The organism is Halomonas sp. HK25 (genome assembly GCF_047795635.1).
Taxonomy (GTDB): Bacteria; Pseudomonadota; Gammaproteobacteria; order Pseudomonadales; family Halomonadaceae; genus Halomonas.
The window spans coordinates 217,304-243,236 of record NZ_CP181044.1; the positions used below are offsets into that span (position 1 = coordinate 217,304).

Genomic DNA, 25,933 nt, shown 5'->3' on the forward strand with positions numbered 1-25,933 from the left:
CAAACTGTCATCGCAGATCAGACCCCTTGGGGTTATATGGTCAAGCGATGAAGCGCACACGGTGGATGCCTAGGCAGCCAGAGGCGATGAAAGACGTGGTAGCCTGCGATAAGGCTCGGCGAGGTGGCAAACGACCTGCGACCCGGGCATCTCTGAATGGGGAAACCCACCCTGCATCAGCAGGGTATCCCACACTGAATCCATAGGTGTTGGGAGGCGAACCGGGGGAACTGAAACATCTAAGTACCCCGAGGAAAAGAAATCAACCGAGATTCCCCCAGTAGCGGCGAGCGAACGGGGACCAGCCCTTAAGCATGTGACTGATTAGACGAACGTGCTGGGAAGCACGGCCATAGTGGGTGATAGCCCCGTAGTCGAAAGTCTGATCATGTGAAATCGAGTAGGTCGGGGCACGAGAAACCCTGACTGAACATGGGGGGACCATCCTCCAAGGCTAAATACTCCTGGCTGACCGATAGTGAACCAGTACCGTGAGGGAAAGGCGAAAAGAACCCCGGCGAGGGGAGTGAAATAGATCCTGAAACCGTGTGCGTACAAGCAGTGGGAGCAGACATGTTCTGTGACCGCGTACCTTTTGTATAATGGGTCAGCGACTTATTTTCAGTGGCGAGCTTAACCGATTAGGGGAGGCGTAGGGAAACCGAGTCTTAACTGGGCGACCAGTCGCTGGAAATAGACCCGAAACCGGGCGATCTATCCATGAGCAGGTTGAAGGTTGAGTAACATCAACTGGAGGACCGAACCAGGATCTGTTGAAAAAGATTTGGATGACTTGTGGATCGGAGTGAAAGGCTAATCAAGCCCGGAGATAGCTGGTTCTCCTCGAAAGCTATTTAGGTAGCGCCTCACGTATCACCACCGGGGGTAGAGCACTGTTTCGGCTAGGGGGTCATCCCGACTTACCAACCCGAGGCAAACTCCGAATACCGGTGAGTGCAGCGTGGGAGACACACAGCGGGTGCTAACGTCCGTTGTGAAAAGGGAAACAACCCAGACCGTCAGCTAAGGTCCCGAAATCCTGGTTAAGTGGGAAACGATGTGGGAAGGCTCAGACAGCTAGGAGGTTGGCTTAGAAGCAGCCATCCTTTAAAGAAAGCGTAATAGCTCACTAGTCGAGTCGGCCTGCGCGGAAGATGTAACGGGGCTCAAACCAGGTACCGAAGCTACGGGTTCATCCTCTGGATGAGCGGTAGAGGAGCGTCGTGTAAGCCGATGAAGGTGGATTGAGAAGTCTGCTGGAGGTATCACGAGTGCGAATGCTGACATGAGTAACGACAAGGGGAGTGAAAAACTCCCCCGCCGGAAGACCAAGGGTTTCTGTTCGACGCTAATCGGAGCAGAGTGAGTCGGCCCCTAAGGCGAGGCCGAAAGGCGTAGTCGATGGGAAACGGGTCAATATTCCCGTACCTCACTGTATTGCGATGGGGGGACGAAGAAGGCTAGGTGAGCCAGGCGTTGGTTGTCCTGGTGAAAGCGAGTAGGCCAGTGATTCAGGAAAATCCGGATCACTCTCTTCACTGAGACGGCCGAGACGCGAGACGAACTGACCACGGTCAGGAAGTCATCGATGCCACGCTTCCAGGAAAAGCCTCTAAGCTTCAGATACAGTGGGACCGTACCCCAAACCGACACAGGTGGTCAGGTAGAGAATACCCAGGCGCTTGAGAGAACTCGGGTGAAGGAACTAGGCAAAATGGTGCCGTAACTTCGGGAGAAGGCACGCCGCGTTAGTGTAGAGGGACTGGCTCCCCGAGCACGAGGCGGTCGAAGATACCAGGTGGCTGCAACTGTTTATTAAAAACACAGCACTCTGCAAACGCGCAAGCGGACGTATAGGGTGTGACGCCTGCCCGGTGCCGGAAGGTTAATTGATGGTGTTAGCGCAAGCGAAGCTCCTGATCGAAGCCCCGGTAAACGGCGGCCGTAACTATAACGGTCCTAAGGTAGCGAAATTCCTTGTCGGGTAAGTTCCGACCTGCACGAATGGCGTAATGATGGCCACGCTGTCTCCACCCGAGACTCAGTGAAATTGAAATCGCAGTGAAGATGCTGTGTACCCGCGGCTAGACGGAAAGACCCCGTGAACCTTTACTATAGCTTCACACTGGACGCTGATGTTGCTTGTGTAGGATAGCTGGGAGGCTAGGAAACCCGGACGCCAGTTCGGGTGGAGCCAACCTTGAAATACCAGCCTGGCATCATTGGCGTTCTAACTCAGGTCCGTTATCCGGATCGAGGACCGTGTGTGGTGGGTAGTTTGACTGGGGCGGTCTCCTCCCAAAGCGTAACGGAGGAGCACGAAGGTACCCTCAGCACGGTTGGAAATCGTGCAGTGAGTGCAAGAGCATAAGGGTGCTTGACTGCGAGACAGACACGTCGAGCAGGTGCGAAAGCAGGTTCTAGTGATCCGGTGGTTCTGTATGGAAGGGCCATCGCTCAACGGATAAAAGGTACTCCGGGGATAACAGGCTGATACCGCCCAAGAGTTCACATCGACGGCGGTGTTTGGCACCTCGATGTCGGCTCATCACATCCTGGGGCTGAAGTCGGTCCCAAGGGTATGGCTGTTCGCCATTTAAAGTGGTACGCGAGCTGGGTTTAGAACGTCGTGAGACAGTTCGGTCCCTATCTGCCGTGGGCGTTGGAAGTTTGAGAAGAGCTGCTCCTAGTACGAGAGGACCGGAGTGGACGCACCTCTGGTGTTCCGGTTGTCACGCCAGTGGCATTGCCGGGTAGCTATGTGCGGACAGGATAACCGCTGAAAGCATCTAAGCGGGAAGCCCCCTTCAAGATGAGACTTCCCTGAGGCCTTGAGCCTCCTGAAGGGCCCAGCGAGACCAGCTGGTTGATAGGCAGGGTGTGGAAGCGCTGCAAGGCGTTGAGCTAACCTGTACTAATGGCCCGTGAGGCTTGACCATATAACACCCAAGTGGTCTGTCGATGACAGAGGACAGCGGATACGATTGAGACGTCTCGACGTCAGCATGATTCACCGTTTTTCGCCTGACGACCATAGCGTGCGTGAACCACCTGATCCCATGCCGAACTCAGCAGTGAAACCGCTCAGCGCCGATGGTAGTGTGGGGTCTCCCCATGTGAGAGTAGGTCATCGTCAGGCACCTTTTCAGAAACCCCAGCTTCGAAAGAGGCTGGGGTTTCGTCGTTTCTGGCCGGAGCACTGGCAAAGGAGAACGCCAGCCGTGGGCTGGCGTTTTTCAGGGCGACTGGTCAGGGGGTCAGCGGCAGATCGCCTCGAAGGTCTCCACCAGGCTGTCCATCTCGTCCTCGGTGCCGATGGTGATACGCAGAAAGTCACGCAGCACCTCGGTGTTGAAGTGGCGCACCAGAATGCCGCGTTCGCGGAGGCCAGCGAACAACTGTGCGGCATCATGCTCCGGGTGGGTCACCAGCACGAAGTTTGCCTGGGAGGGCAGAACGCGAAAGCCGAGCTTCTCCATCCGGGTGCGAGTACGCTCCCGGGTGGTGATCACCTTCTCGCGGCAGGCTTCGAAGTGTTCGTGATCTTCCAGGGCGGCGATGGCCACGGCGCTGGCCAGGCTGTCGACGGGGTAGGAGTTGAAGGAGTCCTTGACTCGGGTAAGTCCCTCGATCAGCTCCCGGGAGCCCACCGCGTAGCCAAGGCGAAGGCCGGCCAGGCTGCGCGACTTGGAGAAGGTGCCGGTCACCAGCAGATTGGGATGGCTGGCCACCAGAGGAATGGCGCTCTCACCCCCGAAGTCCACGTAGGCCTCGTCCACCAGGACCACGGAGTCGGTCACCCGCCCGAGCAGTTCGGCGATCGCCTCGCGGCCATGGCCGTGGCCGGTGGGGGCGTTGGGATTGGCGAAGATGGCTCCGCCGCTGTCGCTGGAGAAGGCCGCCAGGTCCACCTCGTGGCCGGAGGTCAGCGGCAGGGCGCGCCGCTCGATGCCATACAGCCGGCAGTAGACCGGATAGAAGCTGTAGGTGGTCTCCGGCATCTCCAGCGGCCGCTGCTGACAGAAGAAGGCCTGGAAGGCCAATGCCAGCACTTCGTCGGAACCGTTGCCGACAAAGACCTGTTCGACCTCGGCGCCGAACTCCCTGGCCAGGGCCTCGCGCAGCGCGCGGGATTCCGGGTCGGGATAGAGCCGCAGGTGATCGGTGGGGTATTCGCGCAACACGGCACCCACGCCCGGGGCCGGCGGATAGGGGTTCTCGTTGGTGTTCAGCTTTATCAGGCGTTCGCGGGGCTGCTCGCCGGGGATATAGGGCGTCAGCTCGCGCACCCTGGGACTCCAGAACTTGCTCATGGTCGCTCGCTTGTTGGCAAGAGTAGGGGGCTCGGCTCATGGTGACCTGACCGGAGCAGCCGCGCAAGCCGGCGCCGTGCTAGTCTGGGAGTACTTCTGCAGATTCGAATTCAACGGGATCCCCCATGACTGCCCAGATCCTCGCCACCCTGTTGCCGGTGTTTCTTATCGCCGGCTGCGGCACCCTCTATGGCCGATTTCGTACGCCGGACATCCGCAGCATTAACACCCTCAACATGGAGCTTTTCGTGCCCATGCTGGTGTTTGCGGTGCTGGCCGATGGGCAGGCGCCGCTGGAGGAGTATGTCGGGCTGGCGATCGGCGGGGCGGTGATCGTGGTGGGCTCCGGGGTTCTGCTCTGGCCCCTGGTGAAATGGCTGAAGCTGAATCCCAAGACCTTCCTGCCGCCGATGATGTTCAACAACTCCGGGAACATGGGTATTCCGTTGCTGCTGCTGGCCTTCGGCGAGGCGGCGCTACCCGCCGCGGTGGTGCTGTTCATCGTCGAGATGCTGTTGCACTTCTCGCTGGGGCTCTGGATGCTCAGCCCCGGGACACCGCTGTGGCGGATCCTGCGCATGCCCATCGTGCTAGCGAGTATCGCCGGGCTCGCCGTCAACCTGGCCGGGGTGCCGCTCCTCGGCTGGCTGCTCGAGGCGCTGCACATGCTGGGGGGCGTGTGTATCCCGCTGCTGCTCTTCGCGCTTGGCGTGCGGATGCTCGATATCGACTTCGGGGACTGGAAGACCGGCATGCTCGGGGCGCTGCTCTGTCCGCTGTCGGGGTTGGTACTGGCACTGCCCTTGATCTGGCTGCTGGGGCTCTCCGGCCTGCAGGCCGCGGCGCTCTGGGTGTTCGCAGCGCTGCCGCCGGCGGTGCTCAACTACCTGGTAGCAGAGCAGTACCGCCAGGAGCCCCACAAGGTGGCCTCGCTGGTGCTGATCGGCAACCTGGGGGCGCTGGTGGTGATGCCGGTGGTGCTGGCTCTGGTATTCGGACATGTCTACCCGGGGGTAGGCTGAGGAGGCTGGGCAAGGTGGCGGACTGTCCGCCAGTGGCGTGAGAGGTTATGCTGTCAGTCAGGCCGCCGTGAAAGACGGTGTCATTGCCCACTGCTCAGGAGGACACACATGCAAATCAGGACCTTGCTTGCGGGATCGGCCATGCTCGCGCTGCTGGCCGGCTGCGCTGCCGGCCCGGCTCCCGGCCCCGAAGCCCCCGGCGTCCAGGTCGGTGAGGAGCGCTATCAAGGTACCCTGCCGTGCCGCAACTGTGATGGCATCGACCTCGATGTCGTGCTGCAGGGGGACGAGCAGAGTCAGCCCCAGGAGCGAACCTTTACCCTTCAGGCCTCCTATCGCGCACACCCCCAGGATCCGCCCAACGAGAACTATGCAGGCAACTGGGAGGTGCTGGATGGCACCGCCACCGAGCCGGATGCCACCGTCTATGAGCTGACGCCGGACGGCGAGGGCCAGATCTACTACTTCCTGCGCCTCGACGAGCAGACCCTGGAGTTGATCGACCCCCAGCGGCGTCGCTTCCAGAACAGCGAGATGCTGCAGCTGCAGCGCCTGTAATCGCCAGCGCATAGCGTGCAGAGGGCGGCCCATCGGCCGCCCTCTGCGTTTGACCCCCCGAGAGGCGAGGAGCCATGGCAAAGGCAAAGAGCGCCTTCGTCTGCACCGAATGCGGCGCCGAATACAGCAAGTGGCAGGGGCAGTGCGGCAGCTGCCAGGAGTGGAACACCTTGAGCGAGGTGCGCCTTTCCGCAGCGCGCCCCGGTGCCGGCGGTGCGGGAGGCCCCAGCGGACGTAGCGGCTACGCGGGCGCCCTGAGCCGGGAGGTGGTGGATCTGGCCAACGTGGACCTCTCCGAGGTGCCCCGGCTATCTTCCACCTTCGGCGAGTTCGACCGAGTGCTGGGCGGTGGCCTGGTGCCGGGTTCGGCGGTATTGCTGGGCGGCAACCCCGGGGCGGGCAAGTCGACCCTGCTGCTGCAGACCGCCTGCAAGCTGGCCCAGTCGCGCCGCGTGCTCTATGTCACCGGCGAGGAGTCGCTCTCCCAGGTGGCGATGCGCGCCCATCGGCTGCAGCTGCCGGTCCAGGGACTGAAGATGCTGGCCGAGACCAGTGTCGAGACCATCCTTGCCGTGGCCGAGCGCGAACGCCCGGAGATCCTCGTCATCGACTCCATCCAGACCATGCACCTGGAGGATATCGCTTCGACGCCGGGCGGCGTGGCTCAGGTGCGCGAGTCCGCCGCGGCGCTGACCCGCTTCGCCAAGCATTCCAATACCGTGCTGCTGCTGGTCGGCCACGTCACCAAGGATGGCACCCTGGCCGGCCCCAAGGTGCTCGAGCACATGATCGACGCCTCGCTGCTGCTGGAAGGGGGCGCGGATTCCCGCTTCCGAACCCTGCGCGGCCAGAAGAACCGCTTCGGGGCGGTCAACGAGTTGGGCGTCTTCGCCATGCTCGAGCACGGCCTCAAGGAGGTGAAGAATCCCAGCGCCATCTTCCTCTCACGCACCCAGGAGGAGGCCCCGGGCAGCCTGGTCATGGTGGTCTGGGAGGGCACCCGACCGATCCTCGTCGAGGTGCAGGCGCTGCTCGACGATTCCGCCCTGGGCAACCCGCGGCGGGTCGCCGTGGGCCTGGACCCGAACCGTCTGGCCATGCTGTTGGCCGTGCTGCACCGCCATGGCGGTCTCTTTACCGGCGATCAGGACGTCTTCCTCAATGTGGTGGGCGGCGTGAAGGTACTGGAGACCAGCGCGGATCTCGCCGTGCTGCTGGCGGTGGTCTCGAGCCTGCAGAGCCGGCCGCTGCCCCGCGAGCTGGTGGTTTTCGGCGAAGTGGGGCTCTCCGGTGAGATCCGCCCGGTGCCCAGCGGCCAGGAGCGTATCGTCGAGGCCGCCAAGCATGGCTTCACCCGTGCCATCGTCCCGCGCGGCAATGCGCCGAAGACGTCGCCGCCGGGCATGGAGGTGGTCGCCGTGGACAAGCTCGCCGAGGCACTGGAGGCGCTGTGATCCATGGCCGAAGCCCCGCCGTGCATGCTGTAGAATGTCGCTAACCAACGCCAAGGAGAACACGATGAGCGCCATCCGCCTGACCCAGTACAGCCACGGCGCCGGCTGTGGCTGCAAGATCGCCCCCGACGTGCTGGACGGCATTCTGGCCAAGGCCGGCCCGGGTGCCACCCATTCGCGGCTGATCGTCGGCAACCAGGGGCGTGAGGATGCCGCCGTCTACGACCTGGGTGACGGCCGCGGCATGATTGCCACCACCGACTTCTTCATGCCCATCGTCGATGATCCTTTCGATTTCGGGCGCATTGCCGCCACCAATGCCATCAGCGACGTCTTCGCCATGGGCGGCACCCCGGTGCTGGCCCTGGGTATTCTGGGCTGGCCGCTGGACAAGCTGCCCGCCGAGGTGGCCGGCGACGTGCTGGCCGGTGCCCAGGCGGTGTGCCGCGAACTGGGTCTGGCCCTGGCCGGCGGCCACTCCATCGATGCGCCGGAGCCGATCTTCGGCCTGGCGGTGAACGGCCTGGTAGACCTCGAGCACCTCAAGCTCAACAAGGGGGCGAAGCCAGGCGACTTGTTGTTCCTCACCAAGCCACTGGGGGTGGGCATGCTCACCACCGCCGAGAAGAAGGGACTGCTCGAGCCCGGCCACCAGTCCCTGGCCAGAGAGACCATGCTCAAGTCCAACCGCATCGGCGTGGCGCTGGCCAAGGTGAAGGGCGTCAATGCCATGACCGACATCACCGGCTTCGGCCTGGCAGGTCACCTGGCAGAGGTGTGCGCGGCCAGCGGTGTGGCGGCGCGGGTGGACTTCCGCCGCCTGCCGCGACTCGCCGAGGCGGAGGCCTACCGCCGCCAGGGTGCGGTGCCCGGTGGCACCCTGCGCAATCGCCAGGCGCTGGGCGCGAGCCTGCCCGACATGGACGAGGTTCACTGGCAGTGGCTGTGCGACCCCCAGACCTCCGGTGGCTTGCTGCTCTCGGTGGACCCCGCCTGGGAGGACGACGTGGAGCGCATCGGTCGCGATCACGGCATCGAGCTCGTGCCCTTCGGCGAGATGGTCAAGGCCGATGGCCCCGGGCTGATCAAGGTGCGCGGATGAGCGAGCTGCCGCTGGTCGAGCCTGATCTCGCGCTGCTGCGCGAGAGGCGGGTGCTGATCGACGTGCGCGCTCCCGTGGAGTTCGCCCAGGGCGCACTGCCCGGGGCGATCAACCTTCCGCTGATGGATGACGAGGAGCGCCGCCTGGTCGGCATCGAGTACAAACAGCGCGGTCAGCAGGCGGCCATCGAACTCGGTCAGCGTCTGGTCAGCGGCGCCAGCAAGGTGGCCCGCGTCAGCGCCTGGATGCGGGTCCTGGAGAGGCACCCCGATGCCATCGTCTACTGTTTCCGTGGCGGGTTGCGCTCGCAGGTCGCCCAGCAGTGGATCGCCGAGGCAGGCGTGACCCGCCCGCGCATCCGCGGCGGCTGGAAGGCGATGCGCCAGGCGCTCTGCTCACACATCGACGCCGCCGCCGAACAGCCGCTGCTGGTGGTGGGCGGCCTCACTGGATGCGCCAAGACCGCGCTGATCCTGGCACTCGACAACGGCCTCGACCTGGAGGGCTGCGCCCGCCACAAGGGGTCGGCCTTCGGCCGCCACCCGCTGCCGGCCCCGAGCCAGATCGACTTCGAGCACGCCATGGGGCGGCGCCTGCTCGATTTGCCGGGCCCCATCGTGGTCGAGGATGAGTCCCGCCATATCGGCACCGCCAACCTGCCGCTCACCTTCTGGCGGGCCATGGAGCTGGCGCCTCGGCTGCGGGTGGAGATGCCTCTGGACTGGCGCCTGGCGCAGATCCACAAGGACTACATCGACGACCTCTGGGAGGTCTACCGGAAGCAGTGCGGCGAATGGCTGGGCTGGGCGCTGATGCAAAAGCAGCTAGCCGGCTCACTCGCCCGGCTGCGCAAGCGCCTGGGCCGCGCCCGGCTCGATCGGCTGCAGCGGCTGCAGGCATTGGCCTTCCACGAACACGCGCAGGGCAATCGCCAGGCCCATGAGGCGTGGCTGGCGCCGCTGCTCACCGAGTACTACGACCCCATGTACCGCTACCAGCTGGAGAAGCATTCCGAACAGCGCTTTCTGCACGTGGGCGATTGGGAGAGCTGTCTGGCCGCCGCTCGCGAATGGTCCACCGAACAGGTGAGGGCCGGGCGGGTCGCAGACGTTGTGTCGGGTAGCTAGGCCTGGTCAGGCCGCCCGTGGACGCAGCCACTGGCTGAGCAGCCGGTCGAGCAGCGGCGCCAGGCGGACGAAACGCTGGGGATCGGCGAGCATGGTTTCGCGGGATTGGGTGTGAGGGCTCCGTTCGCTGCCGTCGGGCAGCGTCCCGTTCGCGAGCAGTGCCTCCACGCTCTCTCGCGTGACCTCCAGGTGGCAGAGCAGGCCCACTACCCGGCCGGCGTCCCAGCTGAAGCCCAGCAGCGGGCTCGCCTCGCTGCCGCCCAGCGGCAGGGCGTCCTCGGGCAGCGCGAACACCTCGCGATGCCACATGAAGGCGTCGAAGCGCTCGGGCAGGTCCAGCGGGCTTTCCGGGGCCAGAGTGACTCGATGCCAGCCGATCTCCGCGTGGGTGCCGCGGGCCGTTACGGCGCCCAGATGCTCGGCGATCAGTCTGGCGCCCAAGCCGATCCCGAGCAGCGGCTTGCGGCTGTCCAGGGCGCGCTCGACCAGCTTGCGTTCTCGCTTGAGCCAGGGCTGACTGGCCTCGTCCAGCGGGCCGAGCGGGCCGTCGAGCACCACCAGGGCGTCGCAGTCGGCGAGCCTGGGTGGCGTCTCGCCCGCGTCCAGGTGGAACACCGTATGGCTGTGTCCCATGCTGGAGAGCCAGTCGGCCAGGCGTGCCGGCCCCTGATGGTGGCTGTGCTGGAGCAGGTGAAGATGCATGGGGACCTCGCCATCGATGGTTTGCAGCCAGACAGGGGGCGCAAGGGTACATGAAGCCGGCTCTGCGTGAACAGATTCTGACGATCCTGGCGGCCATTCCGCCCGGGCGTGTGACCACCTACGGTCGCATCGCCGCCATGACCGAGGGCGCCACGCCCCGATCGGTGGCCCGGGCCCTGCGCGAGCTGCCCGAGGGCCACGGCCTGCCGTGGTTTCGCGTCATCACCGCCTCGCGCAAGCTGGCCGACCATCCCGGCGCGGCGGAGCAGCGCGAGCGCCTCGCCGCCGAGGGCATCGTGCTGGATGCCCGCGGCCGGGCACCGGCCGAGTGCCTCTGGCCATGAGACACTGATATTCCAAGGAGAGTCCATGAGCGGTTTCTACCAGCGCCTGCAAGAGCTCGAGCCGCGCTCCCGGCAGGCCTTCATGGCGGCGCTCTGCGAGCGATTGCTGCCCAACTATGGTTTCTATTGCCAGGCGCTCAATGCCCAGGGCACCGGACAGGGTAACCCGCAGGCGCTGCGGGCCATCCTCGACCTGGTGTGGGAGCGCCTGGCGGTGAAGGGCGCGAAGATCGACTTCGCCCTGCAGGCGGAGAAGCTCGCCGAGCTGGCGCCCCGGGCCGATGACGACAGCTTCGGCGCCCGCCGCGCCTCCGAGGCGCTGGCGGCGCTCTCGGCCCTGCTTGACACCCTTCAGGGGGAGGCCCCGGAGGCGGTGCTGGAGGTCAGCAAGGCCTCGCGTGGGGGCGTGCGGGCCTTTATCGAACTGACCGAGGGCGAGGTAGACGGCGAGCGGTTGGCCGCCCTGGTGCGCGGCCATCCGCTGATGGCGGACGAGAACGACTTCCAGGACGCGGTGCTCGAGGCCGTCGAGGGCCCGCTGGATCGTGACGCGCTGAAGGCGCTGCGCCGACTGGGGCGCAACGAGGGCGTCAGCAACCTGGGTCTCTCGCTCGACTAACTGTCTCGACTGGCCATCTCGACCAGCAGGGCGCTGGACTAGAAGCGCACCCCGGCGGTGACCATCATGCCGGCCGTGCCGAACAGGATCAGGTCGGCCTCCAGGCGCTTCCAGCTTGCCCCGAGCGTGGGCAGGATCCCCGGGGCGACCCCGTAGCGGTTGAAGGGGATCTTGTCGCGGTACTCGCCCCGGTAGCCGTGCAGGGCACCGGCGGTCAGCTTGGCGCGGATGCGGGTGTCGCCGGACTCCCACATCGTCAGCTCGCGCCCCACGTAGAGGTAGAGAGAGTCCTGGTTGAAGGAGTTCTTGAAGCGTGCGAGCCCCGTGAACCACAGGTCGGGGTTGTGCAGTTCCACGCCGATCAGCTGCTGGTTGTTGGTGTGGTTCGGGTCCGGGCTGAAGTGGTCGGTGTAGAGACTGGTCTGCACCAGCACATGGTCGAGCTCCATGGCGGGTGGCCAGTCCAGCTGCTCGCGCCAGCTACCAGCCTCCGCCATGACGGAGGAGGGGGCCAGCAGCGGGGCGCCCAGCAGCAGGGCGGTGGCCAGTCGAGTTCGCCGTGACATCCGGTCTTCTCCCGCGGGGCTCAGAGACGCATCTCGATCCCGCGCTCGGCCATATAGCGCTTGGCCTCCGGGATGGAGTACTCGCCGAAGTGGAAGATACTGGCGGCCAGCACCGCATCGGCACCGCCCTCGAGCACGCCCTCCACCAGGTGGTCGAGGTTGCCGACCCCACCCGAGGCGATCACCGGCACGCTCACCGCGTCGGCGATCGCCCGTGTCACGCCCAGGTCGAAGCCGACCTTGGTGCCATCGCGATCCATGCTGGTGAGCAGCAACTCGCCGGCACCGTACTCCACCATCTTCTTCGCCCACTCCACGGCATCCAGCCCGGTGGGCCGGCGTCCGCCGTGGGTGAAGATCTCCCACCGCGGCGGCTCTCCCTCGGCGGAGACCCGCTTGGCGTCGATGGCCACCACGATGCACTGGCTGCCGAAGCGCTCGGAAGCCTCACGCACGAATTCGGGGTTGGTCACGGCGGCGGTGTTGATCGAGACCTTGTCCGCGCCGGCGTTGAGCATGGTGCGGATGTCATCGCAGGTGCGGATGCCGCCGCCCACGGTCAACGGAATGAACACCTCGCCGGCGATGCGCTCGACCATCTCCACCGTGGTGTCACGGTCCTCGTGGCTGGCCGTGATGTCGAGAAAGGTGATCTCGTCGGCGCCCTGCTGGTTGTAGCGCTGGGCGATCTCCACCGGGTCGCCGGCGTCGCGGATACCAATGAAGTTGACGCCCTTGACCACGCGGCCGGCGTCGACGTCCAGACAGGGGATGATGCGCTTGGCCAGTCCCATGTTCAGCTCCCGGCTCACTTGAGCCCTGTGGTCTTGAATGAATCGGTGAGTTCATCGCACAGACGCTGGCCCTCGGCCACGTCCAGGCTGCCTTCGTAGATGGCGCGGCCGGTAATGGCGCCCAGTATGCCCGGCTCGCCGGCGGCCACCAGGGCGCGCAGGTCGTCGAGGTCGGTGACGCCGCCGGAGGCGATCACCGGCAGGCCGCCCTCGCGAGCCAGTTGAGCGGTAGCCTCCACGTTGACGCCGTTCATCATGCCGTCGCGGGCGATATCGGTGTAGACGATGCTCGAGACGCCATCGTCGGCGAAGCGCTTCGCCAGGTCCACGGCCTTGACCTCGGAGACCTCGGCCCAGCCGTCGGTGGCGACGAAACCGTCGCGGGCGTCCAGGCCGACGATCACATGGCCCGGGAAGGCGCGGCACATCTCGCCGACGAAGGCGGGGTCCTTCACCGCCTTGGTGCCGATGATCACATAGGACACCCCGGCGGCCAGGTAGTGCTCGATGGTCGCGGCCGAGCGGATGCCGCCGCCGATCTGGATCGGCAGATCGGGCCAGCGGCGAGCGATGGCGGTCACGGCCTCGCCGTTGATCGGCTTGCCCTCGAAGGCACCGTTGAGGTCCACCAGGTGCAGGCGGCGGGCGCCGGCCTTGACCCAGCGCTCGGCCATGGCCACCGGGTCGTCGCCGTAGGTGGTGGCGTCATCCATGCGCCCCTGCTTCAGACGCACGCACTTGCCGTCCTTGAGATCGATGGCGGGAATCACCAGCATGTCCAGCTCCTCTTGGGTGCCGCTTTGGGCCCCGGTTGAAAGTCGTCGTCGGTGTTCCGCCCGGTTCCTGCGCCGGCTCAGGGCGCCCAGGTGACAAAGTTCTCGAGCAATCGCAGGCCGGCCCGGGAGCTCTTCTCCGGGTGGAACTGCACCGCGAAGGTGGCGTCGCGGCCGATGGCCACGTGGGCCTGGATGCGGCCGTAGTCGGTGGTGCCGAACACCGTGGCGTCGTCGGCGGCCTCTACGTAGAAACTGTGCACGAAGTAGAAATGCTCGTCCTGGTCGATGCCCTCCCACAGCGGATGCTCTCGCTGCTGGCGCACCAGGTTCCAGCCCATGTGGGGCACCTTGAGACGCTGGCCGCGGTCGTCCCGCATGTCGCCGGGGAAACGCCTGACCCGGCCGCCGATAAAGCCCAGGCAGTCGATGCCGCCGTTCTCTTCGCTGTGGTCGAGCAGCATCTGCTGACCCACACAGATGCCCAGCAGCGGCTTCTCCTGGCTGGCCAGTAGCTCTTCCACCAGGCCGCGCAGGTGGGTCTTCTCCAGTTCGCCCACGCAGTCACGGATCGCGCCCTGGCCGGGCAGTACCAGGCGAGTGGCACCTCGGATGCGGCGGGGATCGCGAGTCACCACCACGTTCTCGTGGGTGACGTGTTCCAGTGCCTTGGCGACGGAATGCAGGTTGCCCATCCCGTAGTCGATGACGGCAATGGTCATGGGGCGCTCCTCGTGTGGTCGTGCGGCGGCCTCACAGGCAGCCCTTGGTAGATGGCATCTGACCGGCCATGCGGGGATCGGGCTCCACGGCCATGCGCAGTGCCCGGCCGAAGGCCTTGAAGATGGTTTCCGCCTGGTGGTGAGCGTTGAAGCCCTTCAGATTGTCGATGTGCAGGGTCACCATGCCGTGGTTGACGAAGCCCTGGAAGAACTCCCAGAACAGCTGGGTGTCCAGGCGGCCGATGCTCGCCCGGGTGAACTCCACGTCCATGAACAGCCCGGGGCGGCCGGAGAAGTCGACCACCACCCGGGAGAGCGCCTCGTCCAGGGGGACATAGGCATGGCCGTAGCGGCGGATGCCACGCTTGTCGCCAACGGCCCTGGCGAAGGCCTGGCCCAGGGTGATGCCCAGGTCCTCGACGGTATGGTGATCGTCGATATGCAGGTCGCCAGCGGCCTTGATCTCCAGATCGATCAACCCGTGGCGCGCCACCTGGTCGAGCATGTGGTCGAGGAAGGGGACGCCGGTCTCGCAGGCCAACTTGCCGGTGCCGTCGAGATTGACGGTAACGGTGATCTGGGTTTCCTGAGTGTCACGGCTGACCGTGGCGATACGCTCGGACATCGATGCATCTCCAGCGCCTGGGCGCATGTCGAGTTGGGTCACCGGCGGGCAGTGACCCGAAAGAACGAGTTGACGGCGGGACACGCCCGCGGCCGTAAAGGTGCCATTATAGAGAATCGGCGACCCCATCCGCTACAATGCACCCCATTGCGCGGCGGCGACCCTCGCCGCCCCGGCCCAGGGAGACCCATCTATGCCGGTGACACTCCATCCCGTCGACCGCGCCGCCTGGGAAGCTGATGCTCAGGCGCAGCTCGACCTCGCTCGCATCTATGCCGATGCGCCCTCCGAGCGCCTGCCTGCACCCGTGGATGCCTTTATCCAAGGCCATCTGGCCGATGGCCATCGCTTTCTCTGTGCCCGCTTCAACGATCGCCTGATCGGTGCGGTGGCTCAGCGTGACGATGGCGTGGCCTGGTGGTTGTCGCACTTCTGCATCCGCAAGCCGACCCGCCGGCGTGGCGTCGGCACTCGGCTGCTGACCCTGGTGGGACGGGCGGCCCAGGCCGAAAGCAAGGTCCTGCGCGCCGAGCTTTCCCAGTTACAGCTGGCCGATCAGGTGCTGCTGACAAGACTCGGTTACCGGCTGGAGCACCATAGCGACTTCTACGAGCTGTTGATGCCGGAGGGAGGGAAGTGATGCGGCGCTTGCTGAGTATTCTTCTCGCCGCGATCGGCATCCTCGCCGTTTTGGCCGTGGCGGCCGTGGTCTATGTCACCACCTTCTTCGATCCCGAGGATCTAAAGCCGCGGCTGATCGAAGTGGTTCGCGAGCAGAGCGGCCTGGAGCTTGCCCTGGAGGGGCCCTTGACCTGGTCTTTCTATCCGCGTATCGGGGTGGGAGTGGAGAAGGCCGACGCCTGGCTGCCGGAGCAATCGGTTAGCGAGGACGAGTCTTTCGTGGCCTTCCGGCGGGCCGAGGTAAGCCTGGCCTTCGCGCCCCTGCTGCGCGGCGAGATCGCCATCGACGGCATGACCCTGGAGGGCATGCATCTCAACCTCGAGCGAGACGAGACGGGGCGCGGCAACTGGGAGACCCTCATGGAGCGCCTCGCCGATCGCAGCGAGGCCGCCGAGGAGGCCCTCGCCCCTGCGAGCGCCACCGCGGGACCGATCCCCGGTGGAGAAGGGCTGTCTGTGGCGCTCAACATCGCCAGCGTGGAGGTGCGCGATGGTGAGGTGAGCTATCGCGACCTGAAAACCGGGCATAAACTGCGGCTGGAGGCGCTCGGTATCACCGGCAGCAACGTCAACCCGCGCAGCGCCTTCCCGATTCGCACCACCTTCCGCCTGATCGGCCACGATGACCTTGTTCTGGATAACCGCGAGGGCATCCCCAGAGTGACCAGCGATGTCTCCCTGGAGGGACGCGTTACCCTGGGGCTGGCGGAGCGCCGGTACCTGCTGGAAAACCTCTCGCTGAACACCACCAGCAGGCTGGCTGAGGTGGAAGGCGAACAGAAGCTGACCCTGAAGGGCAGCCAGCTGCGCCTCGACGCTGTCGAGCGCCGCCTGCGCCTGGAGGAGGGCCACCTGGAGGCTACCCTCAATCATCCCGCTCTGGGGTCGTCGCCGCTGCCGTTCTCCCTGGCGTTTGCTATGGAGTCGGACCTCGTCGAGGAGACTGCCCGGCTGAGCGCCCTGGAGCTGAGCAGCGAGGACGGCCTTAGCCTGAGCGGCAATCTCAATGTCGACCACCTGCTGGAGGCGCCGGCCTATGATGGCCAGGTGCGCTTGGCACCCACGACCCTGCGCCCCTGGCTCGAGCGCTTCGACAGCTTGCCGGTCATGGCCGATGCCGAGGCTCTCACCGATGTGGCGCTGACCAGTCCGCTGCGGGGCGACCTGTCGCGGTTGGAGCTGAGTGGCCTGACACTGGTGCTGGATGACAGCACTTTCACCGGACGGCTCGCGGCGGGACTCGACGGGCAGATGCTCGACTTCGACCTGCAAGGCGACCGCCTGGACCTGGACGCCTACCTGCCACCGGCAGTGCCTGAAGGCGGCAGCGCCGAGGCTCCCGTTATCCCGGGTATCGCCCGGGCCTATGCCGAGCTGGCCGGCACCCTGGTGCCGGAGGAGTGGCTCGCTGAGCTTGCGCTGGACGGTGAGCTGAGTCTCGGCTGGCTGGGCCTGGGGGGGCTGGCGTTCCGCGACGTCGATCTGGCCCTGCAGGGTGCCGACGGGCAGCAGCGCCTGACCCGCTTCACCTCGGGCTTCTACGAGGGGGACCTGGCTGCCGAAGGTGTGCTGGACCTGACGCGGGACCCGATCCGCTGGCAGCTGATGCCCCGCATCGAGCGGGTGCGTACCGACGAGGTGTTCGAAGCCCTGGGCCATGAAAAGGCCCCACTGCGCGGGCGCCTCTTCGCTGACGGGGAATTGTCCTCACGTGGCAACACCTGGCCGGCGCTCAAGCGCCATCTGGATGGTCGCATCGTCGCACACATCGACGACGGCGCCATCCTCGACGTCAATGTCTCCCGGGAGCTGTGTACTGCCGTGGCCACCCTGGAGGGACGCGAGACCAGCCGCGACTGGCACCCGGACACCCGCTTTGAGCGCGCCGAGGCCACCTTCGTCATTCGTGACGGCACCCTCAACAGCGAGGACCTGCAGGTAGCCATTCCGGGCATCGAGCTGGGCGGCGAGGGCTGGCTCGATCTCATCAGCCAGCGCTTCGAACTGCGCGCCGCGGCCCGGATGGTCGACACCGCCGACGCCGCCTGCCGGGTCAACCCGCGCCTGGAGCGGTTGCCCTTCCCGGTGCGCTGTGAGGGCAGCCTCTCGGGAGACAGCGCTGAATGGTGCCGCTTCGACCAGCAGGCCTTCCAGTCCGCCATCGGCGAGGCGCTGCGTGACGAACTCGGCAGCCGGGCCGGCGAGGAAGTGGAGCGCCGTCTGGAGGGAACCCTGGAGCGTCTCGACGAGCGACTCGGCGAGGGCGGTGGTCGGGAACTTCGCGATGCCCTGCGTGGTCTGTTTGATTGAGCAAAGTCAGTCCCTGCGCCGGCACCCGTGTCGGCGCTTTTTTTTTTGGAGCCGCGATGAGTGAGACGACCTCACCCGTCCTATCTGCCGCAGAGTTCCAGCGGCGCCTGCTGGCCTGGTTCGATGTGCACGGCCGCCATGACCTTCCCTGGCAGCAGGAGCGCACGCCCTATCGGGTGTGGGTGTCGGAGATCATGCTGCAGCAGACCCAGGTGGCCACGGTAATTCCCTACTTCGAGCGCTTCATGGCGCGCTTTCCGGACATCCAGACGCTGGCGGCGGCGGAGCAGGACGAGGTGCTGCACCTGTGGACGGGCCTTGGCTACTACGCCCGTGGGCGCAACCTGCACCGGGCGGCGGGCGTGGTTGTCGATGAGCACGGCAGCGAGTTCCCCATGGACACCGAATCGCTGGCCGCGCTGCCCGGCATCGGTCGTTCCACTGCGGGGGCCATCATCGCCCAGAGCAGCGGGGAGCGGGCGGTGATCCTCGACGGCAACGTCAAGCGCAGTCTGTCTCGCCTGCATGCGGTGGAGGGCTGGCCCGGTCGCCCGGTGGTGGAGCGTCGCCTGTGGGCGTTGGCCGAGCACTACACTCCGCAGGCACGACTGGTCGACTACACCCAGGCGATCATGGATCTGGGCGCGACCCTGTGTCGGCGAGGCACCCCCGAGTGCGTGCGCTGTCCCTTCGCGGATGTCTGCGTGGCCCATGCCCGTGGCGAGGAGCGTCGCTTCCCCGAGTCGAAGCCGAAGAAAGCGCTGCCCACCCGCACCACCCGCATGCTGCTGCTGCTGGACGCTCGGGGGCGGGTACTGCTGGAGCAGCGTCCGGCCAGCGGCTTGTGGGGCGGGCTCTGGAGCCTGCCCCAGTTCGACGATCACGCCAAGCTGCAGGCCTGGCTCGACAGCCATGCGCCGGGCAGCGGCATCGAGCCGGCTTGGACGCCCTTCACCCACGTGTTCAGCCATTTCCGGCTGGAGATCACGCCCCAGCCGGCGCGCGTCGAGCGCCTCGATGCGGTGGGTGAGACCCGCCGCTGGTACGATCCCCTGAATCCGGATGCCATCGGGTTGGCGGCGCCTGTGAAGTCGCTGCTCACCGGGCTGGCGCCCTTCGCCCTGGATACCCCGCCGGGCCCCTGAGCCCGCTTTCAGTCTCTACGAGGAGATTTATTCATGAGCCAGACCGTCTTCTGTCGCAAGTACCAGCAGGAGCTCGAGGCCCTGCAGTTTCCACCACTGCCCGGCAAGAAGGGGCAGGAGGTCCAGGCCAGTGTGTCGAAGCAGGCCTGGGAGGAGTGGCAGACCCTGCAGACCCGCCTGATCAACGAGAAACACCTCAACATGCTCGAGCCTTCTGCCCGGGAGTACCTGATGGAGCAGATGGAACGCTTCCTGGACAACCGCGAGACCGACCAGGCCGAGGGCTATGTGCCACGGGAATCGTGACGCCATCTCGTGGCCTTCTCCGGCCATCGTTTTGAAACGGAAGGGGTTGACGCCGAATGTCCGCTGAGGTTTAATACGCACCGTTGGCAGAGGCCAGATAGCTCAGTTGGTAGAGCAGGGGATTGAAAATCCCCGTGTCGGGGGTTCGATTCCCTCTCTGGCCACCACACTGCTGGGGTATAGCCAAGTGGTAAGGCACCGGTTTTTGGTATCGGCATTCCCAGGTTCGAATCCTGGTACCCCAGCCATCGCCAACCTCGATTCCGAAAGACCGTGAACATGGGTTCACGGTCTTTCTCGCTCAGAGGATGTCACTCCCCTGCGCTGGTACAGAGCGTCGCATTGCCGGCATAGCTCAGTTGGTAGAGCAACTGACTTGTAATCAGTAGGTCCCGGGTTCGACTCCTGGTGCCGGCACCATTAAAACGTCGGGAAAAACAACGAGATAGACAATGTTAAAACCGCCTAATAGGGCGGTTTTTTCGTGTGTGCGTAACATCGTGCGTAACAATGTGCCGCCTGGCCGGATACAGAAACGCCCGCGATCAGCGGGCGTTTTCGGGTCTGGCGGCGGGGGCGGTCAGTCGTCGCCGGGGTGCGGTACCAGGGGCACGCTTAGGTCGTAGGTGTCCATCATGGCTGCCGATCGGTGGCCGCTTGCCTGTTGCTTGTCGTGCCGAGTGCCTTTGGTGTCGGTGATGCCGCGTCGCTTGAGGTCGTGGAGCCCGAAGCGCTGTTCGGCGGAGATCACTCCCTCCTCGATGGCCATCTTGATCAGGCGCTGCCAGGCGGTGTCGAGGCTCGACTTGCGCAGTTCGCTGCCGTCGGCGGCGACGATCAGCGGCCGGGCCTCGGGGTGCATGGGTACCGGTCTGCCCTTGCCCTTCCAGATGGCGGCGCGGCGGTCGGTGGCGGCCTGCCAGGCGCTGGTCAGTCGCGGGTACCAGCCGACGACGTTGTCGCGGCTGCCCTTGCGGCGGTTTGTGAGCACGCCGTCGGTGGTGCTGTTGGCGTCGGTGAGGGTGACGATCTCGATGCCGCGCAGACGCAGGATGTAGGCCAGCTCCATGACGATCCACAGATAGGGCGCGCAGGCGCCTTTCTCGCCGCGGGCGCGCTGGCCACGCTGCTGCGCGAACTTGGTAAGTTCGGCGATGGTGGTCAGCTCTGGAAGGCGCCGCTGCTGGCGTTCCCTGGCCTGCTCGACGCCGGCGGCCGGATTGCTATCACAATGGCCTCTGTTTATTCCCCAACGGAATAAGCGGCGCAGGTAGCGCAGCAGGTGGTTCGCTTTCGAGGGCGTGCCCTGGGCGGCGATCTTGTCGACGAGGCGCTGCACCAGGGCGGGCGTGAACTGCCGCGTTGGCAGATTGCCCAGCGGCTTGCCAAGCTTGGTGGGCAGCTCGAGCAGGGTGTCGCGGCAATAGTCGTAGTCGGTGCGGGTCTTGGCAGCCAGCTCGAGGTACTGCGCCGACTGATGGAAGCGCTCGGCGAGGTAGCGCAGCGAGTGGCGGTCGATGCCGTGGCGCTGCTCGACGATGCGGTGCAGCTCGGAGAGCGTGGCGCGGGCGTCGGCGATGTTCTGTCGGTGCTGCTTTCCGCCCTCGTCGCGGTGAAGCAGGTACCAGCGGCCGTGGCCGCGGTGGTCGAAGTAGACGCCGGCTGGAATCCGGCCCTGGTCGATGTGGGCCGGGATGCGGGGGTTGTGCTTGCGGCGTCTGGCGTTCGACTTCATAGGATCTCGGCGGGGTCCAGGGTATCGCTGTTGCTGGCCGGCGTGATGCCGCCGGCGTGATTGATCAGGTCCAGCGTGGTCCAGGGCCCGGTGCGGCCATGGAAGACGCGCACGCCCTGCTCGCGCAGGCAGCGGGCGACATCGGCCGGGCGCTGATAGCCGGTGATAGCCTTGAGCTCTTCACAGGATAGGACGTTGGCGGTGCTCATGCGCGCTCCCTGTTCTTGGCCCGCCAGGCGTTGAAGCGGTTGCGGATCTGGCGAAAGGTGCGTTCCGCCTCATATCGGTGGTCCAGCTCGGCGCGTCTCTCGATCTTGCAGGCGTCGCAGAGCCAGTCGCGGGCGTCCTGTTCGTTGTGGGTGCCGTCGGGCAGCGCCTGTTCTGTCATGTTCCACTTGAAGCGTCGGCGGCGGTCCAGGTAGAGCCTAAACACTGGGTCCTGGCAGAGCATCGCGGCGTGGCGGGCCATAGGCCCGCCTTTGGGCTGTTCGTTCACGCGCCCCTCCATGCCGCGACTTCTCGACGTAGGTCGCGGTTGTCTTTCTCCAGCGCTTCAAGGGGCGCGCCCCTCTTGCCGAGGTAGTACTCGAGCCGCTCGATCTCCCCCTCGAGGTCGTGCACCTTGCGGATCGACAGGCGGGCGGTCAGGCGGGCCAGGGCGTAGCGTTGCTCGAGTTCTTGCCGCTCCATCTGCCGCGCTGCAGCGTAGTCGGCGGGCTCCTTTCGGATCGGCGGATCGAGCTCTTCGGGTGCGATGGCCATCACCCTGGTCAGCAGCTCGCGGGCTTCGTCCAGGGCGGTGGCCAGTTCGGTGGCCTGTCTTGTCTGCTCGAGAGCTTGCTCGACGGTCACGGGAGGGGTTAAGGCGTGTGCGTTCATTCGGCGTCTCCTGGTGTGGCGTCGGCTTGCTGAATGGTCTTGGCGGCCTTGCCGATGGCGGCGACGAGGATCTTTCGGCGGGTGGCCTGGCCTTCCTCGCCGCGGATCTGCAGCAGGGTGGTGAGGACCTTTCCAGCACGGGCGTAGGGATCGGCGGGCTGGGCGAGCACCTTGCGCAGGTCGCCGATCGGCAGGGTGTAGTAGATGTCGCTGAGGCTGGAGCCTTGCGAGTCTGGCGTGCAGTCCTCGGCGATGCGCTTGGCCGCGACTCGCAGAGTGCGCAAGGCGACCATGCGACGACCAGACTGGCCAGGCCAGCCCTTCATTCTCTCGAGTAGCTGCAGGCTTAGCTGGCCGGCGTGCTGTGGGTTGCTCTCAACCATGCCGGCAAGGCTGATGCGGGCGTCGGTGACGCTGGTGGATATCAAGGCGCTGACGGTGTGCACGGTTGTTTCCTCCTGGATGTGTTCAGCTGCGATGCTTCGCCTGCTGCTCTCGAATGCCCTGGCACTCGATACAGGTGCTGGCCCAGGGCGCGGCGCGGCGGCGGGCGGCCGGGATCGGTTCGCCGCAGTCGTCGCATTCATTGGTGGTGACGGGCTTGCGCACTGCCTTTTCGATGGCCTTGAGCGTGGTCTCGAGGCGCTTTTCGCTTATCTCGGCAGCGATGTCGGCTTTATCGGCCATGGGTCAGGTCCTCGTGCGGGATGGCGGGGGCATAGACGATGCGGTAGCCGCGGCACCACAGGCCAAGCCAGACCATCCATGCGGCGGCGGTGCTGACCGGGCGGCGCGCGCGGCGTTGTACGAATCGCTGCACCGCCAAGCCCTGGCTGGTGTTGGTGCTGTAGGGGTCGACGCGGCCGATCGGGTCGCTGACCAGGTAGAGGCGATCACTCATGGGTCAGCTCCTCGACGCGCTGGCCATTGCGGTAGCGGCAGGCGTGGCCCTTCAACGCGCGGCGCAGCTCGGCTTCGCTGTCGAATGCGACGACCATGGCGAACCGGTGGTGCGTCTCGCCCTGGTTGGGGGTGAGCACGGCGACCTCGCCGGCGTCCTGCAGGGTGCCGGTGGGCTGGCCGCTCAGGCGGCGAGGGCGGTGATCGGTCATTTTTTGTCGCATGGCGTTCTCCTTTTTGTGATGGATCAACAGAGCTCGGGCGGGAAGTACTCTTCCGGCTCGGGTGCGGGTGGCGGCTCGATGTGCATGCCCCGGCCGGCGAGGATCTCGCGGGCCGTGGCGTCGTGCTGGATGAGGCGCCGCGCCGCGGCGCGGGCATAGCGGGCCTCGATGTCGGCGGTTTCCTTCTCGGCGAGGACCTCTTCGCTGGCCTGCCAGGCCTTTAATCTTTCCAACTGCGCGGCGAGTTCCTCGTCGCTGGGCTTTCTGGGGGTCGTGTCGACCCGGGGTGTCACGGTTTTGCCGTCCGGCTGGTGGCCGTCCGTACAGTTAGTGACACAAGTCCAAGGGGCCCCGACTTCGTCGGGTCCCGAACTGCCCACCCCGGGACGGTGGTGCTTCGAGCGCACCTCCCAGCGATACAAGCGGGTCAAGAACTCGGATTCATGGCCCTTGCCATCGCTGACGACCAAGCCCCAAGTGGTGGCCACCGGTTCGCCGTAGCGGCCCAGCGCCTCGAGACCCTGGCGCTCTTCGCCGGTGGCGTGGCTGAACTCGGCGCGACTGGTGTCCATGCGCTGCACATTCCAAGGGCGGATCGGGCGATCCTTGCGCGGCAGGTTGGGGCCGCCCATCAGCCTCAGGAACTTGTCCCACTCGCCAGCGTTGGCGGCCTGGCGGATCTCGTGCAGGCGCTTCGAGGCGCCCGGCTCGGGGCGGGTGGCTTCTTCCCATTCGCGCAGCTGTCCGGCCTGCTTGTCGGTGAGGCGGCGCACTTCACGCCAGACCGTGACCGATGGCAGACCCACGAACTGGAACTGACGGATGCCCCATACGGCCGCCCACGCCTCGATACGCGGGGCGCTCGAGTGCATTGGCTGGTCGTACTTGTCGGCGTCCATGAACTGTTCGCCGTTGATGTTCTTGCTGATGTATTTCGCCACGTAACCGGCGGCGGTACCGCGGTTGTGATCGATCTTCACCGACTTGAAACGTGCCGTGGTGCGCTCGCCGTTGCGGTCGTAGAGCTCTTCGGGTGACTCCTGCTCGGCGTAACAGCGCAGGATCTCGGTCACCGCCTCTTCGTCTTCCGGCTTCATCCAGATCAACAGGTGCCAGTGGGGCGTGCCGTCGTGATGGGGCTCGACGACGCGGATGCCGTAGATCGACAGGCCCTCGCGGTCGAACTTGGCGCGCGCCTTGGCCCATATCTGCTGCAGGTGCTGCTGGGCGTGGCGGGGGGTTGAGCCGTCGTACTTGCGGTTACGGCTCGCGCTGCGCTGCAGGACCGGGTGAAAGCGGCTCGGCGTGGTCAGGGTGTAGAACATGCCGACATGGCCGACGCGACGCGCCTCGACCTCGGTGTCACGGATGCGCAGCATCAGCTCGGCACGGCGGTGGTCTGGATTGGCCAGGCCCAGCTCGGCAAGTTCGGCGAGAGTGTAGGTCTGACCCTCCTGGTTGATGGCCTCCAGGGTTTCGAGCAGGGCGCGGTTGCGCACCTTCTGCTGACGGCGGCGCTCGACGGTCATGTTGCTGCAGTAGATGCCGGCACGGGCGTGCACGCGGTGCGCTTCGCGCTGCACCTGCTCGAGGCGGCGGCCGGCGACCCGGCGCAGCTTGCGCCGCCACCATAGCGAACAGCTCAACCGGGCGAGCTGAACATGGCTCGGGGTCTTGAGGTTGGGGGGCTCGATGCCATGCAGGCGGGCGCGCTTGCGGGCCTGGGTAAGAGCCATTTCGTCGGCGACGGCGAGGCTCATCACCGGTGTGCGATGCCACTTGAATACCGCCATCAATGGGATGCCGAACGGCGGCGGGGTCAGCGGGTTGCGGCTCTCGGCGATCAGGTCGGCGAGGTGTCGGGCCTGGGCCGAGAGGGTCGCGCCCTCGAGGGGCGGCGTTATCGTGGCCATCGGCAGCAGGCCGAGACGCAGGCGGCGATTGTGCTTGGCGATCGAACCGATAATGGCGTTGCGCTCGTCATCCACGGCGCGGGCGTGAGCCTCGGCGTAGCTGACCAGGGCATCGTCATCGTGTGTGGCATTGAGGCCGCCGATACTCAGACGCTTTTCGACACTGGCCAGCCAGGCGCATCCAGCGTGGAGGCCTTGAATGGTAGTCGGCTCCAGGCCACGCAGCGCCTTGAAGCCGCGCTCGAGGTCGGCGGCGATCGGCGCGAACTTACGGTAAGCGCGCGCCGGATCGATCAGTCCGTCGGCATTCCGCCGCAGCCACCGGTTTCCGGCGGCGTTGCCGTAGCTGCTGGCCACGTAGACAAAGCCGGCGGCGAGATCCTCGGCGAGCGTAGGCAGGGCATCGAAATATGCCTGCCGGAACCGATGACAGTCCCGGGTACCGAATTGCTGAGATTGCTCGAGGGCGCTCACGCCTCCCCCTGTTCGGCGGCGGGGGCCTCTTCGGCTTCCTGAAGGATGCCTTCGATATTCAGCAGCGACGTGCCCAGATCGAATGCCTGCTTGCGCAGCTGGCGGGCCTTCTCGGACTTGCCTTCGCGGTCGAGCTGCTTGGCGGTGGTTTCGAGCACCTCCAGGGCGACATACATGCCGGTCATGGTTTTCTCGATCATCACGCGACCCCTTTCTCGATCAGGCCTAGCCAGTGTTGGGCGGCGCGGGTGTCGCCGTCGGCCAGGGCCTGGCGGGCGAGGCTTGCCAGCTCGCGGCTCGGGTGGGGCTTGTCGCCCTCGAGCTGACGGCGCAGGCGGTTGGCGTACTGACTCATGCGCTGGATGGCGCCGCGGATGGCCTCACGGTTATAGCGGGGCATCTGCTCGATGGGCGTGATCGATTCGCGCGGGCTGAGCTTGGCGCTGGCCAGCAGGGCCTTGCGCTCGCCGTTGGCCAGGCTGGCCCACAGATCGGCGAGGTCGTGATCGGCGCAGCGGCTGTGCAGCTCGGCGCGCAGGGCGCCGAAGTCGGCGCGGTCCTGCTGGACGGCCGGCGGCTGGTGGGCAATGGGCAACTGATGGACGTTGGCAGACAAAGCGGTCATGTCGGTGGCTCCTGGCAAAG

Annotated in this window: 29 protein-coding genes, 3 tRNA genes and 2 rRNA genes; 16 read left to right on the top strand and 18 right to left on the bottom strand. The window is 65.7% G+C overall.

Going from position 1 to position 25,933, the window contains the following annotated elements; genetic code table 11:
- Positions 1 to 38: 38 nt before the first annotated feature.
- Together ACM26W_RS00995 and rrf are read left to right on the top strand one after the other, a co-directional pair.
- Positions 39 to 2,939 (top strand): 23S ribosomal RNA (locus ACM26W_RS00995).
- Positions 2,940 to 3,023: 84 nt separating this feature from the next.
- Positions 3,024 to 3,139: ribosomal RNA gene (gene rrf / locus ACM26W_RS01000) — 5S ribosomal RNA — on the top strand.
- A 118-nt stretch (positions 3,140 to 3,257) separates the two neighbouring features.
- On the opposite strand, the gene hisC is transcribed toward rrf, so the two are convergent.
- Positions 3,258 to 4,313: a histidinol-phosphate transaminase gene (gene hisC, locus ACM26W_RS01005; RefSeq protein WP_416139016.1), complete on the bottom strand. Its 1,056-nt coding sequence runs from the start codon at positions 4,311 to 4,313 to the stop codon at positions 3,258 to 3,260.
- Between the two features lie 125 nt (positions 4,314 to 4,438).
- Between hisC and ACM26W_RS01010 the strand changes: the two genes are divergently transcribed.
- From ACM26W_RS01010 to mnmH, 5 genes are all read left to right on the top strand, one after another.
- On the top strand, positions 4,439 to 5,335 hold the full coding sequence (locus tag ACM26W_RS01010; RefSeq protein ID WP_416139017.1) for an AEC family transporter: 897 nt from the start codon (positions 4,439 to 4,441) through the stop codon (positions 5,333 to 5,335).
- Between the two features lie 108 nt (positions 5,336 to 5,443).
- On the top strand, positions 5,444 to 5,893 hold the full coding sequence (locus ACM26W_RS01015; RefSeq protein WP_416139018.1) for a copper resistance protein NlpE N-terminal domain-containing protein: 450 nt from the start codon (positions 5,444 to 5,446) through the stop codon (positions 5,891 to 5,893).
- 74 nt (positions 5,894 to 5,967) lie between these two features.
- Entirely contained in the window at positions 5,968 to 7,347 is a 1,380-nt protein-coding gene (gene radA / locus ACM26W_RS01020; protein WP_416139019.1) for a DNA repair protein RadA, read from the top strand.
- Positions 7,348 to 7,411: 64 nt separating this feature from the next.
- The gene (gene selD / locus ACM26W_RS01025; RefSeq protein ID WP_416139020.1) at positions 7,412 to 8,449 is read left to right on the top strand and encodes a selenide, water dikinase SelD; all 1,038 of its coding nucleotides are present in this window, start codon (positions 7,412 to 7,414) and stop codon (positions 8,447 to 8,449) included.
- On the top strand, positions 8,446 to 9,576 hold the full coding sequence (mnmH, locus tag ACM26W_RS01030; protein WP_416139021.1) for a tRNA 2-selenouridine(34) synthase MnmH: 1,131 nt from the start codon (positions 8,446 to 8,448) through the stop codon (positions 9,574 to 9,576). The genes selD and mnmH overlap by 4 nt, the downstream gene beginning before the upstream one ends.
- A 6-nt stretch (positions 9,577 to 9,582) precedes the next feature.
- Here the strand turns inward: mnmH and ACM26W_RS01035 are convergent, their stop codons facing one another.
- Entirely contained in the window at positions 9,583 to 10,278 is a 696-nt protein-coding gene (locus ACM26W_RS01035) for a type 1 glutamine amidotransferase (protein WP_416139022.1), read from the bottom strand.
- Between the two features lie 50 nt (positions 10,279 to 10,328).
- Here ACM26W_RS01035 and ACM26W_RS01040 point away from each other — a divergent pair, with 50 nt between their 5' ends.
- Both ACM26W_RS01040 and ACM26W_RS01045 read left to right on the top strand, forming a co-directional pair.
- Complete coding sequence (locus ACM26W_RS01040; RefSeq protein WP_416139023.1) at positions 10,329 to 10,622, top strand: MGMT family protein; 294 nt, start codon at positions 10,329 to 10,331, stop codon at positions 10,620 to 10,622.
- A gap of 25 nt (positions 10,623 to 10,647) precedes the next feature.
- Positions 10,648 to 11,241 carry a YjaG family protein gene (locus ACM26W_RS01045; RefSeq protein ID WP_416139024.1) on the top strand — a complete coding sequence of 198 codons (594 nt, stop codon included), beginning with the start codon at positions 10,648 to 10,650 and terminating at the stop codon, positions 11,239 to 11,241.
- A gap of 38 nt (positions 11,242 to 11,279) precedes the next feature.
- Here the strand turns inward: ACM26W_RS01045 and ACM26W_RS01050 are convergent, their stop codons facing one another.
- The 5 genes from ACM26W_RS01050 to hisB all read right to left on the bottom strand — a co-directional run bounded on the left by ACM26W_RS01050 (position 11,280) and on the right by hisB (position 14,721).
- Complete coding sequence (locus tag ACM26W_RS01050) at positions 11,280 to 11,807, bottom strand: hypothetical protein (protein WP_416139025.1); 528 nt, start codon at positions 11,805 to 11,807, stop codon at positions 11,280 to 11,282.
- Positions 11,808 to 11,827: 20 nt separating this feature from the next.
- The gene (gene hisF / locus ACM26W_RS01055) at positions 11,828 to 12,601 is read right to left on the bottom strand and encodes an imidazole glycerol phosphate synthase subunit HisF (protein ID WP_416139027.1); all 774 of its coding nucleotides are present in this window, start codon (positions 12,599 to 12,601) and stop codon (positions 11,828 to 11,830) included.
- 14 nt (positions 12,602 to 12,615) lie between these two features.
- Positions 12,616 to 13,377, bottom strand: coding sequence for a 1-(5-phosphoribosyl)-5-[(5-phosphoribosylamino)methylideneamino]imidazole-4-carboxamide isomerase (hisA, locus tag ACM26W_RS01060; protein WP_416139028.1), 762 nt, complete (start codon positions 13,375 to 13,377; stop codon positions 12,616 to 12,618).
- 77 nt (positions 13,378 to 13,454) lie between these two features.
- Positions 13,455 to 14,096, bottom strand: a complete 642-nt coding sequence (gene hisH / locus ACM26W_RS01065; RefSeq protein WP_416139029.1) for an imidazole glycerol phosphate synthase subunit HisH — start codon at positions 14,094 to 14,096, stop codon at positions 13,455 to 13,457.
- Between the two features lie 31 nt (positions 14,097 to 14,127).
- Entirely contained in the window at positions 14,128 to 14,721 is a 594-nt protein-coding gene (hisB, locus tag ACM26W_RS01070) for an imidazoleglycerol-phosphate dehydratase HisB (protein ID WP_416139030.1), read from the bottom strand.
- 193 nt (positions 14,722 to 14,914) lie between these two features.
- Between hisB and ACM26W_RS01075 the strand changes: the two genes are divergently transcribed.
- The 7 genes from ACM26W_RS01075 (at position 14,915) to ACM26W_RS01105 (ending at position 19,583) form a co-directional block, all read left to right on the top strand.
- Positions 14,915 to 15,361, top strand: coding sequence for an acetyl-CoA sensor PanZ family protein (locus tag ACM26W_RS01075; protein WP_416139031.1), 447 nt, complete (start codon positions 14,915 to 14,917; stop codon positions 15,359 to 15,361).
- On the top strand, positions 15,361 to 17,712 hold the full coding sequence (locus ACM26W_RS01080) for an AsmA family protein (protein WP_416139032.1): 2,352 nt from the start codon (positions 15,361 to 15,363) through the stop codon (positions 17,710 to 17,712). Before ACM26W_RS01075 ends, ACM26W_RS01080 begins: the two co-directional genes overlap by 1 nt.
- Positions 17,713 to 17,768: 56 nt before the next feature.
- Positions 17,769 to 18,857, top strand: coding sequence for an A/G-specific adenine glycosylase (mutY, locus tag ACM26W_RS01085; protein WP_416139033.1), 1,089 nt, complete (start codon positions 17,769 to 17,771; stop codon positions 18,855 to 18,857).
- A 33-nt stretch (positions 18,858 to 18,890) separates the two neighbouring features.
- The gene (locus ACM26W_RS01090) at positions 18,891 to 19,163 is read left to right on the top strand and encodes an oxidative damage protection protein (RefSeq protein WP_416139034.1); all 273 of its coding nucleotides are present in this window, start codon (positions 18,891 to 18,893) and stop codon (positions 19,161 to 19,163) included.
- A 91-nt stretch (positions 19,164 to 19,254) separates the two neighbouring features.
- A tRNA-Phe gene (locus tag ACM26W_RS01095) sits at positions 19,255 to 19,330 on the top strand.
- 6 nt (positions 19,331 to 19,336) lie between these two features.
- A tRNA-Gln gene (locus ACM26W_RS01100) sits at positions 19,337 to 19,411 on the top strand.
- A 96-nt stretch (positions 19,412 to 19,507) separates the two neighbouring features.
- Positions 19,508 to 19,583 (top strand) — tRNA-Thr (locus tag ACM26W_RS01105).
- Between the two features lie 160 nt (positions 19,584 to 19,743).
- Here ACM26W_RS01105 and ACM26W_RS01110 read toward each other — a convergent pair.
- The 11 genes from ACM26W_RS01110 to ACM26W_RS01160 are packed head-to-tail and all read right to left on the bottom strand — an operon-like array spanning position 19,744 to position 25,913.
- Positions 19,744 to 20,898, bottom strand: a complete 1,155-nt coding sequence (locus tag ACM26W_RS01110) for a site-specific integrase (protein WP_416139035.1) — start codon at positions 20,896 to 20,898, stop codon at positions 19,744 to 19,746.
- Positions 20,895 to 21,107 carry a DUF4224 domain-containing protein gene (locus tag ACM26W_RS01115; RefSeq protein ID WP_416139036.1) on the bottom strand — a complete coding sequence of 71 codons (213 nt, stop codon included), beginning with the start codon at positions 21,105 to 21,107 and terminating at the stop codon, positions 20,895 to 20,897. Before ACM26W_RS01115 ends, ACM26W_RS01110 begins: the two co-directional genes overlap by 4 nt.
- On the bottom strand, positions 21,104 to 21,394 hold the full coding sequence (locus ACM26W_RS01120) for a hypothetical protein (RefSeq protein WP_416139037.1): 291 nt from the start codon (positions 21,392 to 21,394) through the stop codon (positions 21,104 to 21,106). The genes ACM26W_RS01115 and ACM26W_RS01120 overlap by 4 nt, the downstream gene beginning before the upstream one ends.
- Positions 21,391 to 21,777 carry a hypothetical protein gene (locus ACM26W_RS01125; protein WP_416139038.1) on the bottom strand — a complete coding sequence of 129 codons (387 nt, stop codon included), beginning with the start codon at positions 21,775 to 21,777 and terminating at the stop codon, positions 21,391 to 21,393. The genes ACM26W_RS01120 and ACM26W_RS01125 overlap by 4 nt, the downstream gene beginning before the upstream one ends.
- Complete coding sequence (locus tag ACM26W_RS01130; protein WP_416139039.1) at positions 21,774 to 22,223, bottom strand: hypothetical protein; 450 nt, start codon at positions 22,221 to 22,223, stop codon at positions 21,774 to 21,776. The genes ACM26W_RS01125 and ACM26W_RS01130 overlap by 4 nt, the downstream gene beginning before the upstream one ends.
- Before the next feature lie 22 nt (positions 22,224 to 22,245).
- Complete coding sequence (locus tag ACM26W_RS01135; RefSeq protein ID WP_416139040.1) at positions 22,246 to 22,464, bottom strand: TraR/DksA C4-type zinc finger protein; 219 nt, start codon at positions 22,462 to 22,464, stop codon at positions 22,246 to 22,248.
- Positions 22,454 to 22,678, bottom strand: a complete 225-nt coding sequence (locus tag ACM26W_RS01140) for a hypothetical protein (RefSeq protein ID WP_416139041.1) — start codon at positions 22,676 to 22,678, stop codon at positions 22,454 to 22,456. The genes ACM26W_RS01135 and ACM26W_RS01140 overlap by 11 nt, the downstream gene beginning before the upstream one ends.
- Positions 22,671 to 22,901: a hypothetical protein gene (locus ACM26W_RS01145; protein WP_416139042.1), complete on the bottom strand. Its 231-nt coding sequence runs from the start codon at positions 22,899 to 22,901 to the stop codon at positions 22,671 to 22,673. The genes ACM26W_RS01140 and ACM26W_RS01145 overlap by 8 nt, the downstream gene beginning before the upstream one ends.
- Positions 22,902 to 22,924: 23 nt before the next feature.
- Complete coding sequence (locus ACM26W_RS01150; protein ID WP_416139043.1) at positions 22,925 to 25,288, bottom strand: replication endonuclease; 2,364 nt, start codon at positions 25,286 to 25,288, stop codon at positions 22,925 to 22,927.
- Positions 25,285 to 25,488, bottom strand: coding sequence for a hypothetical protein (locus ACM26W_RS01155; protein ID WP_416139044.1), 204 nt, complete (start codon positions 25,486 to 25,488; stop codon positions 25,285 to 25,287). Before ACM26W_RS01155 ends, ACM26W_RS01150 begins: the two co-directional genes overlap by 4 nt.
- On the bottom strand, positions 25,488 to 25,913 hold the full coding sequence (locus ACM26W_RS01160; RefSeq protein ID WP_416139045.1) for a hypothetical protein: 426 nt from the start codon (positions 25,911 to 25,913) through the stop codon (positions 25,488 to 25,490). Before ACM26W_RS01160 ends, ACM26W_RS01155 begins: the two co-directional genes overlap by 1 nt.
- Between the last annotated feature and the right edge of the window lie 20 nt (positions 25,914 to 25,933).

Bases quoted from the DNA above. Each gene is read 5' to 3' on its own strand.
- hisC (WP_416139016.1), bottom strand. From the start codon at position 4,313: ATGAGCAAGTTCTGGAGTCCCAGGGTGCGCGAGCTGACGCCCTATATC.
- ACM26W_RS01010 (WP_416139017.1), top strand. From the start codon at position 4,439: ATGACTGCCCAGATCCTCGCCACCCTGTTGCCGGTGTTTCTTATCGCC.
- ACM26W_RS01015 (WP_416139018.1), top strand. From the start codon at position 5,444: ATGCAAATCAGGACCTTGCTTGCGGGATCGGCCATGCTCGCGCTGCTG.
- radA (WP_416139019.1), top strand. From the start codon at position 5,968: ATGGCAAAGGCAAAGAGCGCCTTCGTCTGCACCGAATGCGGCGCCGAA.
- selD (WP_416139020.1), top strand. From the start codon at position 7,412: ATGAGCGCCATCCGCCTGACCCAGTACAGCCACGGCGCCGGCTGTGGC.
- mnmH (WP_416139021.1), top strand. From the start codon at position 8,446: ATGAGCGAGCTGCCGCTGGTCGAGCCTGATCTCGCGCTGCTGCGCGAG.
- ACM26W_RS01035 (WP_416139022.1), bottom strand. From the start codon at position 10,278: ATGCATCTTCACCTGCTCCAGCACAGCCACCATCAGGGGCCGGCACGC.
- ACM26W_RS01040 (WP_416139023.1), top strand. From the start codon at position 10,329: ATGAAGCCGGCTCTGCGTGAACAGATTCTGACGATCCTGGCGGCCATT.
- ACM26W_RS01045 (WP_416139024.1), top strand. From the start codon at position 10,648: ATGAGCGGTTTCTACCAGCGCCTGCAAGAGCTCGAGCCGCGCTCCCGG.
- ACM26W_RS01050 (WP_416139025.1), bottom strand. From the start codon at position 11,807: ATGTCACGGCGAACTCGACTGGCCACCGCCCTGCTGCTGGGCGCCCCG.
- hisF (WP_416139027.1), bottom strand. From the start codon at position 12,601: ATGGGACTGGCCAAGCGCATCATCCCCTGTCTGGACGTCGACGCCGGC.
- hisA (WP_416139028.1), bottom strand. From the start codon at position 13,377: ATGCTGGTGATTCCCGCCATCGATCTCAAGGACGGCAAGTGCGTGCGT.
- hisH (WP_416139029.1), bottom strand. From the start codon at position 14,096: ATGACCATTGCCGTCATCGACTACGGGATGGGCAACCTGCATTCCGTC.
- hisB (WP_416139030.1), bottom strand. From the start codon at position 14,721: ATGTCCGAGCGTATCGCCACGGTCAGCCGTGACACTCAGGAAACCCAG.
- ACM26W_RS01075 (WP_416139031.1), top strand. From the start codon at position 14,915: ATGCCGGTGACACTCCATCCCGTCGACCGCGCCGCCTGGGAAGCTGAT.
- ACM26W_RS01080 (WP_416139032.1), top strand. From the start codon at position 15,361: ATGCGGCGCTTGCTGAGTATTCTTCTCGCCGCGATCGGCATCCTCGCC.
- mutY (WP_416139033.1), top strand. From the start codon at position 17,769: ATGAGTGAGACGACCTCACCCGTCCTATCTGCCGCAGAGTTCCAGCGG.
- ACM26W_RS01090 (WP_416139034.1), top strand. From the start codon at position 18,891: ATGAGCCAGACCGTCTTCTGTCGCAAGTACCAGCAGGAGCTCGAGGCC.
- ACM26W_RS01110 (WP_416139035.1), bottom strand. From the start codon at position 20,898: ATGAAGTCGAACGCCAGACGCCGCAAGCACAACCCCCGCATCCCGGCC.
- ACM26W_RS01115 (WP_416139036.1), bottom strand. From the start codon at position 21,107: ATGAGCACCGCCAACGTCCTATCCTGTGAAGAGCTCAAGGCTATCACC.
- ACM26W_RS01125 (WP_416139038.1), bottom strand. From the start codon at position 21,777: ATGAACGCACACGCCTTAACCCCTCCCGTGACCGTCGAGCAAGCTCTC.
- ACM26W_RS01135 (WP_416139040.1), bottom strand. From the start codon at position 22,464: ATGGCCGATAAAGCCGACATCGCTGCCGAGATAAGCGAAAAGCGCCTC.
- ACM26W_RS01140 (WP_416139041.1), bottom strand. From the start codon at position 22,678: ATGAGTGATCGCCTCTACCTGGTCAGCGACCCGATCGGCCGCGTCGAC.
- ACM26W_RS01145 (WP_416139042.1), bottom strand. From the start codon at position 22,901: ATGCGACAAAAAATGACCGATCACCGCCCTCGCCGCCTGAGCGGCCAG.
- ACM26W_RS01155 (WP_416139044.1), bottom strand. From the start codon at position 25,488: ATGATCGAGAAAACCATGACCGGCATGTATGTCGCCCTGGAGGTGCTC.
- ACM26W_RS01160 (WP_416139045.1), bottom strand. From the start codon at position 25,913: ATGACCGCTTTGTCTGCCAACGTCCATCAGTTGCCCATTGCCCACCAG.